We start from the raw sequence: 18,530 nt of genomic DNA on the forward strand, positions 1-18,530 counted from the left end.
GTGAAAAAGATGGAGATAAGGTATAATTTAAAAAGGTAAGGATATGGATAAAATGATTGAAAACCGAGACGCGGTCAACAAATGGATGGAACGCTTTGGCGTGCGTTTCGGAGTGTACAAAAACGGGGTTTTTAAAGAACAGTTGTTCCCTTTTGACGCCATACCGAGGGTGATTCCCAAGGAAGACTGGGATTATCTGGAAAGGGGACTCATACAGCGTGTCGATGCGTTGAATTTGTTCCTATACGACATCTATCACGAAAAAGAAATTATCAAAGACGGCATTATACCGGCCGAATTCATTTATTCGTCCAAGGGATACCTTCCGGAGTGTGAAGGTGTGTCGCCCATCCACGACATTTATTCGCACATATCGGGTATCGACCTGGTGCAGGCAAAAGACAACCGCTGGTTTGTGTTGGAAGACAACCTCCGCATTCCTTCCGGCGCGTCTTATCCGATGATAGCCCGTACCATCACGCGGAAAGTATCACCGCTCACTTTTCAGGAGAATGCGGTGGCCGACAACCGCGATTACAGCAGTCTGCTGAAGGAGATGATGGACTATATGAACGACGGACGGGGCATTTCGGTCATCCTGACTCCCGGACGCTATAATTCGGCCTTCTTTGAACATTCGTATCTGGCCGAGAAAACAGGAGCCACCTTGGCTTTCCCGGGAGATTTGGTGGTAGAGAACGACATTGTCTACTACATGGGACTGTACAAAGAAAGACAGCAGGTGGGGTGCATCTATCGCCGTATCAGCGACGAATACCTTGACCCGCTGACCTTCAATTCGGACTCCCTGATAGGTATTCCTCATCTCATGCAGGCCTACCGGAAAGGCAATGTGGCGGTGGTCAATGCCCTGGGCAATGGAGTGGCCGACGATAAAGGTATCTACTATTTCGTGCCTAAGATGATTACGTATTACCTGAACGAGAAACCGATTCTGCAGAATGCGCCGACCTATCTTCCGTATTACAAGGAGGATTATCAGTATATTCTGGACAATATCGCAAAGCTGGTCATCAAGGATGTGAGCGAAGCCGGGGGATACGGAGTGGTATTTGGCCGCGATCTTTCTCCCGAGAAACTGGCGAAACTGAAGCAGCTGATTATCGATGAGCCTCGCCGCTGGATTGCACAGGAAGTAATCGACTTCAAGGACCTGGAGATTCAGGAAGGCGACGAGCGGGTGGAACGGAAAGCCGACTTACGGGCTTTCGTCATTTCCGGCGAACAGACCCGGGTATGGAAAAGCGGACTGACCCGTTTTTCACGCAACCCGAACTCCTTTGTGGTCAACTCTTCCCAAGGAGGAGGATTCAAGGATACGTGGGTAATGGAAGAATAAACAGATTCAAAAAACAAATACAACTACAATATGATTACATGCAATACAATTTCAGCCATTAAGGCCAACCGCCTGTACTGGCTTGGACGATATACAGAGAGAGTCTACATCAGCCTTCACCTGCTGCGCCGTTACTACGACAAGATGATTGACGGCAAGCCGAAGGAATACGAGGAATATTATCAGAAACTGGATACCAGCAACCCTTATCCCGACAAGGAAAGTTTCCGGATAGGCTATATGTACGATGACAAGAATCCCTGTTCCCTGATTTCGGGACTGACTGCCGCCAATGACAACGCCATTGTCCTTCGCGAGGAGATTATGAGTGAAACTCTTTCGTACATTGAACTTTCGTTGTCGTATATCCGGAAGTCGGCCGAAAAAAAGGATGACAACATCACCGACCTTCAGCCGATTACCGACTACTTGCTTGCCTTCTGGGGCTCGATTGACGAACGGGTGTTCGATGAACGGGTACGCAACTTCCTGCGGATTGGCAAGCTCGTGGAGAACATGGACATGCACATCCGGTTCGACTATCCTTTCTATCGCATAGAAGAGGCATACGAGTCCTTGAAACTTTGTGCGGAGACCGAGGAAGGCATCTTCGACCCGATGATACTGGAACACCTGGACGAACTGCTAAGGGAAGATGTGTACGACTGTTCCAACCTGGGATACAAATCAATCGTACTTAAATATATCAACCATCTTGTCTTGTTGTAAGAATATAATGTAAGGAAACCATGATTGTAAAGAAATATCTATATAATTATCAGACCATCATCCACTTCAGCTCGCCGGTCACCAACCATTTCTTCAGCCTGAGGTGTATGCCTTGCGTCAATGCGTGTCAGCAGGTGGTGAAACGCGACATGTTTCTCCATCCGTCTGACTACTTGATTTATGGAGCCGATGCCTGGGGAAATCCGCTGCAATACGGTAGCCGGGCTGAGGCGCACGATGCGTTTATCTTTGTCAGCAGCGGGGAAGCGAAGCTCAGCCCGTACTGCATTCCAGAACTCACGCCGGGGAATGTGTTCCGGGTGGAATCGGCCCTGACCGGAGTATCCGACTCCCTGAAAGCCTTCCTGGCAGAAGCAGGACCGAACAAAGATGATGCGCTGGATTGTGCCCTGCGGCTTTCGGAAAAGATTCACGACTACATGTGCTATGCTCCGGGCACTACGCAAATCAATACGACCGCCATGGAGGCCTTCCAGCAACGGAAAGGCGTGTGTCAGGATTATGCCCATATCCTGATTGCGCTATGCCGCGCCTGTGGCATACCTGCCCGCTATGTGAACGGCTTCATGCAGGGCACGGGAGTGACCCATGCCTGGGTGGAAGTGCTCGTAAACAATGAGTGGAGAGGAATAGACCCGACAAACAACCAATTGATAGAATACGGATACATTAAACTGGCGCATGGGCGCGATGCCCTGGACTGCCGGGTCAACCGTGGCGTGTACACCGGTCACCCTACGGAACAGACCGAAATCCGAGTAATTGTAGAAGAATTATGATAAAAACAGTGGTATCTACCGCCCTTCCTGTGGACGAGCGGCTATTGATAAAGAAAAATGTCATCCGCCATGGAAACTCAAGCAAACGTATCTGCATCGTAACGGGTACGCACGGCGACGAACTGGAAGGCCAGTATGTCTGTTTCCGGCTCAATCAAATCGTACAACAAAATCTGGAGAAACTGAACGGCACCGTGGAGATTTATCCGGCACTGAATCCGTTGGGCATCGACTCCATCACCCGGGGCATCCCGGGCTTCGACCTGGACATGAACCGCATCTTCCCCGGCAATCCGGACGGAACCATGACCGAACAGGTGGCCTATACCCTCCTGCGCGACTTGCAGGGAGCGGATATGGTGATCGACATCCATTCCAGCAACATCTTCTTGCGGGAAATCCCGCAGGTACGCATCAATGAACACACGGCGGAAAGACTGGTGCCTTATGCCAAGCTGCTCGACGTGGATTTCATCTGGGTGCATGAAGCCGCCACGGTGCTGGAGGCCACCTTGGCCCATTCGCTGAACAGCCTGGATACTCCCACCTTGGTCGTAGAAATGGGAGTGGGCATGCGCATCAACCACGGGTATGGCAACCGGCTGGTAAACGGCATCCTGAACCTGATGCATACCTTGGGCGTCTGGGCTGAAGCTCCCGAAACCATATCCGTACCCACTCCGGTCGTCTCCACAGGCAACCGGGTGAGCTTCCTCAATGCGGATGCTTCCGGTGTTTTCCTTACCGAAATCAAGAACAACATGATTGTAGAAGAAGGAGAGAAGATAGGCGAGATTGTCAGCCCGCTCACTGGAGAGGTTTTCCAGACTGTGGAAGCGCCTACTCGGGGACTGCTTTTTACCCTCCGCGCGTACCCCATCGTCTATCAGGGCTCCCTCCTGGCACGTATTCATCAATTTTAAGCAACCGATATGAAAAATGAAATAATCTTCCGCATGGAGTCTCCTTTCCGCGACACCTTCCGCATCCAAGGATTTCGTTTCGGAGAAGGAGAGAAGAGCCTTGCGCTGGTAGGCGCCATGCGTGGCAACGAGATACAGCAACAATACATCTGCTCACAGGTCATAAACCGGTTGGCCACACTGGAGAAAGAAGGCCGGCTGGTGCCCGGGCATGAAATTTTGGTCGTTCCTTCGGCCAATCCTTTCTCCATGAACATCGAGAAGCGCTTCTGGGCCATGGACAACACCGATATCAACCGGATGTTCCCGGGCTATGACCATGGAGAAACTACCCAGCGTATCGCAGCCGCTCTTTTCGAGTCCATCCAAGGATATACCTACGGCATCCAGTTGGCCAGTTTTTACGTTCCGGGCGATTTTGTACCGCATGTGCGGATTACCCGGACTGGTTATGAGGACACGGCCACGGCGGCCCTCTTCGGCCTCCCGTTTGTCTGCCTCTACAAACCGCTGCCTTTCGACACCACCTTGCTCAACTATAATTGGCAAATCTGGAACACCAAAGCATTCTCCCTTTACAGTGGAGGAAACGATACCGTGGAAGGAAAAGACGTGGCCGACTGTGTGCATACGATTTTCCGCTTTATGCATCGCACGGGACTGATAAATTATACCGACCACAGCAGCCCGGACTACAATTCACGCCAACTGAATGAAGAAGAACTGGTACCGGTCAGAACCCCCGTTTCAGGTATCCTGTACAAGATGAAACACGCTTGCGATGTAGTGAAGAAAGGAGAAGTGATGGCTTCTGTCATCGACCCTTACTACGGCCATGTCCTGATGGAGATTCAGGCTCCGACCAACGGAATTGTCTTTTTTGCCCATAACAAGTCGCTGGTGCTGCAGAATACTATAGTGTATAAGATTGTTATTCAGCCAAAGAAAGAGTGAGCGTGATGTTCCCCATTCCGCCCAGCAGGTCCAGCATCTCTTCACGGGTAGAGACTCCGTCTACTTTGGCCAAAGGAGTATATGCCCACGAGTTCGAGCCATAAAATATGACAATGGAACTTCCTTGGTAGAGCATGATATCGCCCGGCACCGTGGTGGTCTGTCGGTCTGTCCGTGGCAGTGAGAAGCCCAGTGAACCGACTTTCTCCATGTTTCCGTAATCATCCAAGCGAACCTCCAAGGCCCCTTGTACCAGTCTCTCCTTGAGAGCCTCTGTAGCCGAATTATCGGCAAGCGTAGCGGTAAAAGAGCGGTCGTTGACCGTCAGCGTCAATGTATTGTTTTCCATAAGTGCGTCGTCATTATCAGGGTTTCCAAGATTCTCATTCTCTTCACTATTTTCAGATTCTCCAGAGGAATCTTCCGATTGCCCGGAAAGGTTCTCTTCAGGAACAGACGGTGTATCGTCTGAAGGATTACAGGCCGGCAAGACCATGCAGGCAAAAAACAAAAAAGGGAATAACAACACTCTTTTCATAAGTCTATATGTATATAAAAAGAACAAAGGTAGGAGAGTGAAAGCCCACCGGCTTCCCGCCGACGGCAGGCAACCGGTGATGCTGGATAGATTATTGCAATTTACCATATTCTTCGTCGGAAACCGGCTCCAGCCATTCGTTCGACGTGTTTTCGCCCGGTACCTCAAAGGCCAGATGTGCGAACCAACTGTCGGCAGCCGCCCCGTGCCAGTGCTTGACTCCTGCCGGAATATGAATCACCGTGCCCGGCAGAATCTGTACGGCCGGCTTGCCCTCTTCCTGATACGAGCCGCGTCCGGCCACGCCAATCAGCATCTGTCCGCCGCCCTTGGTAGCCCGGTGGATGTGCCAGTTGTTGCGACATCCCGGTTCGAAAGTCACGTTGGCCATAGGCACCTGTTCCTTGGACACTGGAGCCAGGTAACTGTTTCCGATAAAATACTTCGCATACGCCGTGTTGGGTTCTCCGATAGGGAAAATCATCTCACGCTGGAAGGCTGCCTTGGCATCGTCTCCAGTGGTGTCTTCCGCCCACACTTCCTTGGCCAGACGGAAAGCGGCCCATGCCTTCGGCCATCCGGCATAGAAGGATATATGTGTAATGATTTCTGCGATTTCCGTACGGGTGATACCGTTCTGCTTCGCCGTCTGCAGGTGGTAAGTCAGCGAACTGTCGGTGATGCCCTGGCTGATGAGTGAGGTGATGGTTACCAGGCTGCGGTCGCGCAGCCCGAGTTTGTCGGTCCGGCTCCACACCTCCCCGAAAAGTACGTCGTCGTTCAATTCCGCGAATTTAGGAGCAAATTCTCCCAGCTGGTCGCGTCCAGCCGTCTGTTTGATAGTTTCCTGTGCCATAATCGTTGTACTGTTTATTACCCATGCGGCAAGCGCAAGGACTATTTGTATTTTCATAATGGTATGAGTTATTGGTTTGTCTTCTTTCTCAATGGCAAAGTTAACCGATTTATATAGGGAGAATGTATACCATTTACAGATGTTTATACCCGAATTGTGGAAAGTGTTTTCTATATAGCCGTTATTTTTTATTGACAATTTCTTTGAAAGGAAGCCCGCCATCGATGCCAATTTTATCAATGACGGGAAACTGGCTATTTTCTGATTTTGCACGCTATAGACATAAATTTATTATGTATTTCAGCTAATGCTTGTCGTTCCTTTCATAAATGTAGCCGTAAACTCTTTGCATTTTCGCATATCTTGTCTAGACGAAGCGATAGAGTAAGTATTGTATTTCTCAAATATATCCAATCCGCGTCCAAGCATGATTGTCCATCCTGTGTCAGTCTTGATGCATCTATCATGAAAATCTCTGAATTTGTACTCAAACTCAATGCCGTACGATGCCAGGTCATCTTTGATATCGTCAAACTTGTCTATCAACTCAGGAATTTTTTCTTCCTCTTCATTAGTGATAAGATTGAGTTTCAAATCATCTACCGGACGAGTATTAATGAGCATTAAAGCAAATTCCATAAAATTCTTAATTTGCCATGAAGTGCGTATATAGGGATCTTCCACAGTGATACTATTTGCTCCTGCCATATAAGGAGCAAACAATTTCTCGTAACTCACACCGGTTTGTCCCATTCTAAAGGTCATGCTCTTTTCTTGCAGAATATGGATACGGGGACGCTTTGCAATTTGACAGCTCGACTTTCTTTCTTCCTCTACGGAGCATGTTTCTGTATTTTCTTCATTCAAAGGCTGAGCCTCTGCATCGGTTAGCTTCCCAGTCGCTGTACTTATCGTTGAGTTTATTGGAATTATAAGAGGATTGCTTACTTTTTCCAATGTCTCAACATTCATTTCTATACCTGTTTTTAGATTGATATATTTGAATTTGGCTGGTTCGGCATTGAAAGTTTCGTCAATTACATATAATTGATCCTTTACACGTTTACGACCTTCAGCAGCAAAATCAACCAATTCGTACGCTTCCGCATCAGTCATCTTTCCATCAGGATAAAGCAACTTCATCATTCCGGAAAATGTCTTGCGGATGGCCAGATGGTCACGCTCCGAAAGAGAACCGTCGAATTTGGCATAGTCTTTCAAAACTGCCGTACGGTCATCATTGCGCAGGGCATGGAGTACCGCAGCAATGTAATCAGTAATAAGTCCGTAACCTTTGGAGAAGCTGTCTTTTTTCAACATTCTAATCTCCCATCCGGGATTATACAGATGGATTCGGTCAAGAAAAGCACCTTTGATGAAAGAGGTAGGTATGGATTCAAACAGATGCGTATTCTTCAACATAAAGGGAACAGTATGCTTTGTATTTCCTACAAACACCATCGAGGCACTGGCTTCATGCGTCCCCTTGCCACGATTAAACGATTTATTAGCCAGATAATTCTGCATCGTATCAATGAGCACGGCATCCACGTTACGTCCTTTCTGTTGCTCAAATTCATCCCATGCCACTACATCCCAATAGCCTACAAGACCCAGAATTTCTTTGTTTCCCTGCATTTTGACAAAAAGACGTGCACTGGTCACATCTCCACCCGATACGAGTACACCATAAGGTGACAACTCCTGGAATACATGCGATTTACCAGTTCCTTTAGGGCCAAGCTCTACAAAGTTGAAGTTATTCTCCACATGGGGGAGAAGGCGGGCAAGCGTGATGAATTTTTCCCGTCGGTTCATGGAGTCCGGATTTAACCCTACCGTATGCATGAGCAAATCCATCCATTCCTCTGTGGTAAAGTTCTTGCGCTGGTCAATATACTCTTGCAAATCGATATTTGAAATCTGTATAGGTTTCAGAGTCTGAATTTCCCATCTCACCTTTACATCTTCTCCACTGACATAACCAATAGTGACGATGCACCATACTCCGTTACCACTCAGTAGTTTTGGATTCTTGCGCACATAGTCTGTTCCGATAGGTACTCCCGTCAATCCTAGGTTGGCAAAAGTAGCCTGATATTCATCGTTTCTTTCGTTAAGCACCACCGTCACTTTATCAATGATACGATGCTTGCCATGCTCACGGATAAGTCCTTTTACAGACTCTGCTTCAGCCCGATGTACGTAATTGTTTTTGATGACATCCTTTACTTTCTCCAGTCCCTCGTTAATGATTTCTTCGTCATCACTGGCACAATACTGGCCAAGCAAGTATTCCAGTACGTAAGTCGGTACAGGAAGTCCTCCCTTAACCAAAAAAGCCAGATCTTTTCTTACCACCTTACCAATAAAGGCATTTAATACTTTCTGCTGTGAGTCCATATCTTATGCTCCTAAAAATCTTGTTCAATCATTGTATTATTCTTCACTGTCTCACGAATAAGCGGATTTAACCGGTCATCTGCATCATAAATACGAAGCTGCAACATACTTGCGCTGACCGATTTTTGCAAATTGAGCGTAACTTCATACACCCGGTTATTCAGGTTCGTTGCATCCGTACTGTTCAAGGTCAGTTCCTTTTCCTGAGTCACAGGATCGTCACCGTTATAAATGCAGCATACCACCTTGCGTTCCATCACGGTCATACTCACGGCTTCCGATTGTATAAGTTGGAATTTCAACCGACTGCTGACCATATTCAGGTTATGATTCATTAAAGAGATACCCACCTTTTCAGTCTTGTTTATCCGCTTCTGCTGACTCCTGATTACCGGTATAATCATCTCCTGAAGGGATGCACCGCCATGGGCAAAGTTGTAGCCTCCCGAAGCCGCCAGTCGGTTGGTGCCGACTGGTACGCCTATCCAAAGTGGCATCTGACATTTTATGGCAGATACTCTTTCAAGAGGGAATTTGATGATTCCTTCCACATATTCATCGCTGTCTGTGAGATAATACCTCGTTTTTTTCTCTGCTGATGCATCAGTGATATTGTGCTTGTCCTTATCCTCAAATTTCATGTCATTGTACAGAAAGCCATGATCGGCAGTCAACACTACATTGGTCACATTCCAAGTAGCATGCAGACGTTTGATTAATACAGACAACTGGTCTATGGCCTTGCGGCAAGCACTGATTACCTCAAACGGGCTTTGAGAATGGCTTGCTTCATCAATCGTATCATGGAAGATATATACTAAAGGCCTTTTGAACAGTTCCCGCGTTGAAATCTGGTCACCATTCATCACATCTTCATAACGTACACACACTCCTCCTTCACGATATTTATCCAAATGAGCTGTCCGTTGTTCTGTAGTTGCCAATACGGCTCCGTCCACCGCCATATCCGTACCAATCAGTTCCAAAGAGTGATGCGGTAGGAGGGAGAGCTTGCAGCACTTTGTTTCCGTGGGCAACATGGCCTGATAGGCCTCGATTGAAGCCATATTTTTTTCCTTGGCCAGTCTCTGCATCAATTCCATAGCCACTTCGTATCTCAGGGCATCACTGATAATGATTACCTGTTTCACATTCAAATCAGACTCGTTAGCATAAAAATCCTCCTGATGCTTCAATCCCGTTTCCGTAAACCAAGCCCCTTTTTCTTCCACGCAGGTCAGCCATTCCAGATTAAGAAGGTTGGCAACCTTCGCATATTCCTGGTCTAATTGTCTTTTGGCCACATTCAATACAAGCTCGATAGGATTCTCTTTGGTTATTAGTTCATGATAAGCTTCGAGTGTCTTTCTGTAGGACATATCTACCAGATAGAACTCTGTAATATATTTATTTACGTATTCCTTCGTATTGTTAAGTTTAAGTGTCCCCAGTCCACGCACCTGCATATAAAACAGGGCCGACTGTTCAATAAACCGGATAATGATTTGAATATGACTGTCAGCGGGCAGTTTCAGGGATAATTCACGCATACGGTCGTTCACATCTTCCGGATCAGCCATCAATTTCTTTTCAACTATTTCCTGCAGAATCGGCCAGCAAAGAGCTTCTGTATAATAAAAGTAGTTTGCATCAATGCCATAGATATTAATGATTTCCTCTTCTTTAATATCTGAAGCCAAAATTCTCATGGATTGGATAAACTTCTCACTAAGCAGACGATCGTGCGTGCCCCATTCATAAATCTTGTTTATCTGGTCAAGAACTGCAGAGCTGCTGATTTTATATTGTTTGTATGAATCCCCCGGCACTACATCCAACAGTTGTGTAATGCAATTGTATTTCAAACATTCGGCAACGCTTTTCATCTTTTGAGAAGCATTCAGGTTATAGCTTACCCCAAAGAGTTTCATCAGTTTGTCATTAGCTGTCTTGCTGGCATCCAAGTTCCTTGAAAGCCTATGCCAGAAGTCCGTACGTTTTTTCTCCTCCCAAGTAGCATCAAGGATAATCATCTTTACAATGATTGTTTCCCAGTCCAAAAGTTTCTTGTCGCCAAGGTAATTGGAGATGAAAGCCCGGCAAACAAGGTCTTCGCTGAAAGTAGCGGAATCGATATGCCCATTGAGGATATTTTGGATTCTAGAGGACATGATTTCCGCAATGTTCTTCTTGATAAAACCACGGAACCGCTCCGGCAGGTTATACTGCTGCATAAATGAAGCATAGTCATCTTCCTTGTATTCCATGTTGGCTTTAAGCATATCGAGCAATGGAAACTGTAGCTGCTGTTCTTCTGAATGTGGATAGGTTCCCACAGGAAAGAGCAGCACGACGCGTTTGTCCTTCCAAGTATTCTCTATGGCATATTTTGTATTGAACCAGGCGCCGTCGAACACTTTATAGACGTATCCGTCAGACCAATCTTTTACGTCTTCAAGCTCTGTCTGGATAATGCCCATCTTGTCGAAGATAAAGAGCACATGTAGTTGAGGGTTGCGCTCAAAGTAACTGTATATTCTGTCTTGTATCATAAATTTCTTTTTTTAAAGCAGCCCGACGAGGTAATTTAAGCTCTCTTTATTTAAGGTATTTACTTTTATATATTCTTTCAATTTATTTCTATAAATCTCATTTTTAAAAAAATCTGCTCTGTTTTCAAGTTTTAAAATCCAGTCAATTTCAACTTTTTCGGGTGATGAATAATTGTCTGGGGAAAGAAAAAACTGCATACAATCATTATTTTGAGCGAAATCATCAATTATTACATTCAAATCTTGGAAATTATTATCTTTTCTAATTTTAGACAATAAGTAGCAATGACTTTCATTTATGCTTTTTTTCTCTATTTCAAGTAATTCTTTAAATTTTTCAATTGAATATTCGATAATATTGTTACTGTAAATGAAATATATATAATCATAAAAGCTATTAATCATTTTTAGGCAACAGTCTAATACATTAATTTTTTCTTTTTCTTGAACTATTGGATATATTAATGACAGCGCTTTGATTTTATCTTGATTATTTATCAGTTCATTCATACGAATGTCGGTGAAAATTTGGCCTTGTTTTTTTAGATATTCAACTAGTATGTAAATACTACGAAAGTATTCATTTATATTAGCTGAATGATATAATATTGATTCTAGTAGCTTCAAAGCCTCTTCTTTACATGGCGTAAATTGATTAACAATACATTCTATACTGTTAGAACTTATTTGTTGTTCGTATTTCCAATATTTTATAACTGCTTGATATAATAAATTAATATCAACATTTAATTTCTGAGACTTCGATATAATTAACATGAGATTACTCAATGGAATATAGAACCGAGATTCATCTTTGTATAAGAATTGTCCATTATCTGTAAGTCCTTTTAGACATAAGTTAATATACGTTAGGCCGGATTCTGAGATTTTTAGATTAAATATTTCATAGTTCTTGAAAAGATTTTGCAGTTTCTTATTATCCATATCAAATACTAACATTTCAAGCATGAAATCATTTAGCTCATTAATCTTCGTAGACTTAATTTTTTTCCCTAAAAATTCTGTTTGAGGAGTTAAAAAACTGTTCAATATGCCTGATGCAGTATTATTGCAAATTGATTTATAGTAGCCATTATTATCGCATATAATATAGTTTGCCCATGAGAATACGCTTTCACGTTGATACAAAGACATTAGAACCGTAATATTATTGTTGATTGACCAACCACCTCTTTCTGCAGATTTTCTTTGTTTAAGAATTTCTCCTTTTAATTGTTCCGTTCTTACATTGTGTTTACCAAAGTCTCTATAAGAAATTAAGTCCTGAAATATGTTTTTTATCTCTATATCCAATGGTAGCTTACGCAATATATCATCTAAGTCCGATTCTTCCGCAAGCTTTAATTCTTTATTTATATCTATAGTTTCATCCCATATTTTTTGAAACGCGACATGCCCCTTAATTGACCACATATTATATCTGCATATAAAATATAGAATGTATTTTTTTCTTTGCCAATACTGTGATAATAGCTCCCTATACATTCTATAAGCTTCCCAATAATCCCCCAACTGGTATAGTGTAAAAGGGAGTTCTAAGTCATTTAGCGTATATTGAATATCCTTTTCTCGTAATAACTTTAAACTTTTACAAGCATCAGTAGATGAAAAATGATGTAAATAATAAAGAGTTATCTTGGGGAAATAATGATTTGCATTCTTTATAAATTTACTATCTATGATTTTGATTCCATCAATCTCATACAAATAATTATAACATGCAAACTTTAATAACGGTTTCAGTTGAATTTTAGGATGTGAAATCAAATATTGCCGCTTCCCTTGGTTTGTTTTAACCTGTTTGGCTAGTTCCTTAAAATCCGATAAACCAGTTTGCAAACCACATGAATGAGTATTCCAAAACATTCTTTCACTTCTATCTTGAGGGAAAAAATATCTTAATCCATCTCCAAAAGAGCGTAATTCTTGGCTGTAGGACATAACTCGATCATAAAGATATGCAGATAAGTCTTGTTTAGGAATTTTGCTATAATTGTTGATGGAATATAGAATCTTATCTGTTAACCGACCTATTCCATTTAAATCATCTGGATTATATTCTTTACCATTAATTACATCAATTTCTTTCTCGCTGAAATAAAGTATATTGATTCCTTTTTTCTCAAAATATTGTTTTGTCACAAAATCCGGTTCCTCGCATGATAACAGGTAGGCTCTTTGCATATTCTCTGACAAAATATTTTGCAACTCATTTAATATCATTTTTAAATTTAAATCAGCGAAAGAGAAGCCAACAAATAGCACGAGTTTACTTGCAAATATAGATTGTACAAAAGCACGTATAAGCGGAAAATTCTTTGGATAATTATAATAATCCGTTTCGGTAAGAACTATATTATCGGTTATATAATCTCCATGCATTTTAACAAGAACATTTGGATATGCAATTTGTGGAATATCCTTATCTTCTCTTACAATATCATATTGCGTAAATTGATTAATAAGCTCTTGTTCTATTAAATCATCGTAGTTTGTAGTTATTATATGGCATGGATTTAGCAACAAAATACTTTTATGTAATCTATTAGGTACAGCTTTATTATAAAGTAATACCTCTTTTACTTTATCCATATACTCTTTATGCCCCCGTGAATCTTTGTACAACTGGGCTACTTTTAGAGCATCCATTTCATTTGTCAACTTTTCAGGAAGTTCAGCCTTCATTGATTCTATAAGTTCATTCCAAGTCGGAATACCCGAATTTCTAGAAACTCCGGCACCTACAAATATCGCTAGTCGATTTTCCCGACTTGCTTTTTGTATATGTAAAAGATGAGATATTTGTTGCTTATCCATAATATACTTTTTTATTTGAGTTTTGCTAATATATCCCCGAACTTGGCATAATTGACTACCACACCATCATCAAGGTCGAAGCTGATGGCTTGTTCGGCCACTACCTGCAAACGTTCGTGATACTCACGGCACTCATCGAGTTGCTTCTGAAGTGTTTGAAGTTGCTTGCTTTCTTTGGTAGTCAGTTCTGCCCGGCGCATATCGAGTTTTTTAATCTCCTGCTCCAAGTGTTCTATGAAAGGGAGGAGGTATTTGGCTCGGATACGTTCCACTGTATAGGCATTCATGCGATGCATATAAGCTATTACCTGGAAGGTACCTTTCTTGGATGCGAACAGCCAGTAAATCGGACGGTTCTGATACATCTTTTTATGGTCTTTCCAGAAGTCCTTCACGAAATATTGTTCCAATGTTTTACCCAAGCATTGCTCCATGTAGTTCAGATTCTCTACTTGCGTTTCTTCTCCAAATGCGATGCGAACAAAGTCTGCCATACGCAGAGGGGCATTGTCACTGAAACCACAGTCACTGTTCATCAAAGGCAGGATGCCGTCATCATCTATGTCATACTTCCTGCCGTGATAAGAGTAGGGGGCAATCTCTTCTTCGGTCGGTTCTGGATGTGCGATATGTAATCCCGGTTTGTCCAAACGGTAACGTCCCATCATGCATCCCACGGCATAACTGATGAGCTGTTTGATAATAACATCATCGTTCCACTTCATCACCTTAGGCACATCTTCACCTTCCTCAGATGGTACAAAGGAGATTTCACCCTGTTGTAGAATGGTGATTTCATCAATCGGTACGTCGGGTGTCAGTTCATCTTGCAGACCGTATATTTCGATAAACTGGCGGTTGAGTTCTTCTTCGTTCTCATGCAGTTGGCTGAACATTTGCTCCCACTTTTTCTTGTATTGTTCCACGAGCCATTTCAGACTATCAGGCTTTGGAGTAGCTAAATCAATGTAGATGTATTCACCTATTTCATTATTTTGTTGTTCAATTTTTTTGTTGATATGGGTGTTCTCATTTATAGTCAAAAGGGGATTGGTCTCAAAGTCCCATGAGCTCTCGTGGGAATTCCAATCAGATTTGGAAATATAAATATTTTGCTTTACAACTTTATCTATATTGCTAATAGGTAAATATGGTATATTTCCAACAGAACCACTAAAAAGATTTATAGTTGGATTTATTATATTTGAGAATATACTAATCAGTTTAGTATTTACGTATCCTAAAGTTTCTACGATATTTCTTGTATAAATATTACACGCTGCATGATCAAAAATAAATCCTTTGGGATAATATCGGAAAGCAATGCCAATATTAGAAGAAACAGAACTCCAAGAGATTGCTTCAAGATAATAATATTTAGGATTTCTAATTACTGAACGTTGTTTGCCTTTTTCATCGTAAAAGTTTTTTATCTCATATCCATCATTTTCCCAATTAATAATATAGTCTTGATTACCATACCACTTTCTAAATCCTCCGCCTTTGTTACATGGGAACCATTTTAATCCGGATTGAGCCGCTGACGCGGCATTTTCAAAGCCGAAGCCTATACGGCTTCGGCTAACCTCGAACCAAAGGCGGAGAAATCTCGCATTGTCAGCAGTTGCCAGCCCCTGTGTTGGGCTGCAAACTGCTGACAATGCGAGATTTGACGTGTATATTTTTATAATATTGGCTGAAGCCCAATATCCAATCGGACATCCCGGAATTTTCTCGAAGTTGGATTGAGAAACATTGGGGTAATATATCTTGGCTCCATTCTCAGAATAGACAATATCTTCCACATCCTTTGTGTAGCCTTTGAAATAATATCGGAAATCAGGATTAGCCAAAGTCTTTTCAAAGAGAAGTTTCAAGTGTTTTTGGTCAAACTCTTGGAATGTACGCTCTACAAGGCGGAAATATGTTCCACAAGCTTCTGGGTCCTTCGTGTTGGATATAACAGCAGAAGAAGCTCCAAAGTCAGCCCCAAAGACACCACGGCTTAAATGTAACAATGAATCTATTGTTTGATTTTCTATAATATTTCTTCTCAGTGATTCAAAATTACTTAAAAACATCCATGATGGAGGTATAATGAAGGCATATCTCCCATAAATGGATGAACGTTGCCCCATCATCTCAACAAAGACTGTAGCAAGGTCTCCCTTGCTATCCTTATATGCTTCTTTCACATATTTACTCAACACCTCATTCATGTTTCCTCCACCCATATAAGGCGGATTCATCACCAATGCATGATACTTTTCCGTTAAGGCCAGAATCAGTTCAAATGCAGGAAGTTGGGCACGAATGGCCTCCGGTATAAAGTCCTGATTGTGCCAATATTCTACCGTCTGTTTTACCAGCAATCGGGTACTATCGCTAAGTTCAAATTTCATGATAGAGCCCAACGAATCCGCATGCTGCATCAAGTCGAAGCAAGCGATGAGTTCATTGACGTGAATCTGATTTTCCTGCCCCAAAAAGAAATGAGGAAGGAATTCTCTGACCAGACCATTCTTTTCTTCATCCCAAGGTTTCGGCATGGCCAATACATGAGGCAAGCAATGAGCGTCGGCAAATGAAGCATCCTTCTGGCAAGCTTTCAGCAAGAGGGCAAAAGTGGCTAATTGCTTGGCACGATTGTCAATGTCTACTCCGGTCAAGTTATGCTGAAAGATATTCTCTATGGCTTCCCCACGGCCATAGCCTTCAGCAATATAAAGATCGTAGAGCAAATCAAAACACTCGTTCAGAATATGGCCTGAGCCACAGGCTAAATCGGCTACTTTCAGGTCTGTCAGTTCTTCGTATCTTAAGATGTTTTCTGCCGGAGTCTTTTCAGAAGGTTCCACCAGATATTGCCACTTCTTCTGTAGCGCGGTTTCGTATGGATTGTTGTCGAGGTAGATACGGCCCACTGTATTCTGCACCATATATTTCACAATCCAGTTGGGGGTGAATATCTGCGTAGCGGCAGGAATCTCGTCTGCCTCAAACTTACCTTTCTTGGCAAATACTTCGTCCTTACGTTCCGAAATATAGAACTGGTAGAGCCAGCCTATCAGTTCCGGTGATTGAAAATCCTCATCGGTTACAAATTCCGTATGGTTGAGCATGTCTACAAAGCCGCCTTCTGTCAAAATATTGTTCGGCAGAAGCAGCTCAGTATAGTCGGCCATAGAGCCGAAACACTGGTTGATGATGGGATTGTCATGACACCATGCGGTTATGAGCAGGGCAAACTGTTCGGTTACTTTCGTATCATCGTCAAGTAACTCTATTACGCGCTGACGAAGATCTTCTTTCATCAGAGGAAGGTGGCCTTGGCGGGCTTGGTCCACAATAACCGGTGTACGTGCGGCATCGGCATACTGGAGTACAGGAGAACAGAGATTGTTCTTCTGCAAGATGCGGATGGCACACAGTCGGTTGAACCAGGTATAGGCAGCTTCTTCATACACTTCATTGATGCCTTTCTGCTGTACACGATTGAAGAGAGACATCCACTGATGATAGAATCCCTCTGTATAAAATTGTCCGTTCCAAAGTGTACCGCCCTGCATAAGTTGCGGTCGGTGTTCTTCGGCCACATTCCCTTTCCGGTCGAAACCAAGTGTCATAATCTTGGCAGCGATGCCGGTTTTCAATATGTTACGTGCTTCGGTGGCGAAGCGTTTAATCTTATTGGTGTCCATATATCTTTCGTTATCTTTTTGAGCTAATTATCCCAAATAGCTTTCAAGTCATTCTGTAACATTTCAATTTCATCATATCCTGTGGTATGCAATCCTTTATCAAGAATGTCTGTCCTGAAAGCAATGCCCGTTCCTTTGCACAGCAGGGTCCCGATGTGCAGTATCAGCTTATACAGTTGGTGACCTTGAATGTGCAAGTAGGCATTTTCCGGAGTTAAAATTCCATTTGGATTGGCCGGTTCTTCTGTCAGTCCACCTGTTGCGGCTTCAAACAGGGACTGAACGGTTTTCAGATATGCTTTGCCGTTATCTGCTAAATCAGCACGTTTAGGTTGCAGAGGAATACAGGCATTGAATTTCGATACATTCCACAACTGATTGAGACGGCTGTCTGCCCCGTACCGAATCAGATACAACAACGGCTTATAAACGATTCTCGAAAACGACGTAAGAAAAGCCTGCATGTCAAAATCAGTTTCTGGTTGTATCAGCTTCATGCGTTCATTGAGATGAGAGGCTTCGCATAAGTGATTCTCCCACGAATAGGCATAGGTCTGAGCAATGAAATTCTTTGCTGAAAGTTCAGTCTCACCTCTTAACAAACGCAAATCACTGTCTATGCAGATAAAGAAACGCGCAGTAAGGTAAGGTTTGAATTTCAGGCATTGCTCACATCCGCGGGTGTCTTTACCGTCATCACTTTTGCTGAAATACAGGTAGCGGTAACGTCCCGGCTTAATGGTTTGAAGTTGATAGTCCCAAAATGTCTCATCTTCCTCGTCTTCCAGATGTATCACGGCTTGATAACGTCCTGTCAGGGCAAGATTCCGATAAAGCTTGGCTTGTTTCTCTATCCAATTGATTCCTTCCATACGC

Annotated in this window: 12 protein-coding genes; 5 read left to right on the forward strand and 7 right to left on the reverse strand. The window is 43.1% G+C overall.

Translation table 11 applies throughout. From position 1 onward, the window contains the following. The first annotated feature begins 43 nt into the window (after positions 1-43). Genes OIM59_RS07255 through OIM59_RS07275 form a run of 5 tightly spaced genes read left to right on the forward strand, consistent with a single transcriptional unit; the run spans position 44 to position 4,766 of the window. Positions 44-1,360, forward strand: coding sequence for a circularly permuted type 2 ATP-grasp protein (locus OIM59_RS07255; protein WP_303895967.1), 1,317 nt, complete (start codon positions 44-46; stop codon positions 1,358-1,360). A 30-nt stretch (positions 1,361-1,390) separates the two neighbouring features. After that, positions 1,391-2,089 carry an alpha-E domain-containing protein gene (locus tag OIM59_RS07260; protein WP_299169141.1) on the forward strand — a complete coding sequence of 233 codons (699 nt, stop codon included), beginning with the start codon at positions 1,391-1,393 and terminating at the stop codon, positions 2,087-2,089. Between the two features lie 20 nt (positions 2,090-2,109). Then, positions 2,110-2,889: a transglutaminase family protein gene (locus OIM59_RS07265; RefSeq protein ID WP_299169144.1), complete on the forward strand. Its 780-nt coding sequence runs from the start codon at positions 2,110-2,112 to the stop codon at positions 2,887-2,889. Beyond that, complete coding sequence (locus OIM59_RS07270; protein ID WP_303895970.1) at positions 2,886-3,812, forward strand: M14 family metallopeptidase; 927 nt, start codon at positions 2,886-2,888, stop codon at positions 3,810-3,812. The genes OIM59_RS07265 and OIM59_RS07270 overlap by 4 nt, the downstream gene beginning before the upstream one ends. Positions 3,813-3,821: 9 nt before the next feature. Beyond that, a complete protein-coding gene (locus OIM59_RS07275; RefSeq protein WP_303895971.1) occupies positions 3,822-4,766 on the forward strand; it encodes a M14 family metallopeptidase in 945 nt (314 codons plus the stop codon). Here OIM59_RS07275 and OIM59_RS07280 read toward each other — a convergent pair. The 7 genes from OIM59_RS07280 to OIM59_RS07310 form a co-directional block, all read right to left on the reverse strand. Further along, positions 4,744-5,304, reverse strand: a complete 561-nt coding sequence (locus OIM59_RS07280) for a cyclophilin-like fold protein (RefSeq protein WP_299169153.1) — start codon at positions 5,302-5,304, stop codon at positions 4,744-4,746. The two genes, OIM59_RS07275 and OIM59_RS07280, sit on opposite strands and share 23 nt — an antisense overlap. Positions 5,305-5,395: 91 nt before the next feature. Beyond that, positions 5,396-6,217, reverse strand: a complete 822-nt coding sequence (locus tag OIM59_RS07285; RefSeq protein ID WP_299169156.1) for a carboxymuconolactone decarboxylase family protein — start codon at positions 6,215-6,217, stop codon at positions 5,396-5,398. A 243-nt stretch (positions 6,218-6,460) separates the two neighbouring features. Then, positions 6,461-8,563 (reverse strand): BREX system Lon protease-like protein BrxL, encoded by a 2,103-nt coding sequence (gene brxL, locus OIM59_RS07290; protein WP_299169159.1) that lies wholly within the window; start codon positions 8,561-8,563, stop codon positions 6,461-6,463. Positions 8,564-8,574: 11 nt separating this feature from the next. After that, positions 8,575-11,115: a PglZ domain-containing protein gene (locus tag OIM59_RS07295; protein WP_299169163.1), complete on the reverse strand. Its 2,541-nt coding sequence runs from the start codon at positions 11,113-11,115 to the stop codon at positions 8,575-8,577. A gap of 12 nt (positions 11,116-11,127) precedes the next feature. After that, a complete protein-coding gene (locus OIM59_RS07300) occupies positions 11,128-13,953 on the reverse strand; it encodes an SIR2 family protein (RefSeq protein WP_299169166.1) in 2,826 nt (941 codons plus the stop codon). A gap of 11 nt (positions 13,954-13,964) precedes the next feature. Further along, positions 13,965-17,654 (reverse strand): BREX-1 system adenine-specific DNA-methyltransferase PglX, encoded by a 3,690-nt coding sequence (gene pglX, locus OIM59_RS07305; protein ID WP_299169169.1) that lies wholly within the window; start codon positions 17,652-17,654, stop codon positions 13,965-13,967. Between the two features lie 23 nt (positions 17,655-17,677). Beyond that, positions 17,678-18,526 carry a DUF4435 domain-containing protein gene (locus tag OIM59_RS07310; protein ID WP_299169171.1) on the reverse strand — a complete coding sequence of 283 codons (849 nt, stop codon included), beginning with the start codon at positions 18,524-18,526 and terminating at the stop codon, positions 17,678-17,680. Positions 18,527-18,530: the final 4 nt, after the last annotated feature.

Source organism: Bacteroides mediterraneensis, assembly GCF_025993685.1.
GTDB lineage: Bacteria > Bacteroidota > Bacteroidia > Bacteroidales > Bacteroidaceae > Phocaeicola > Phocaeicola mediterraneensis_A.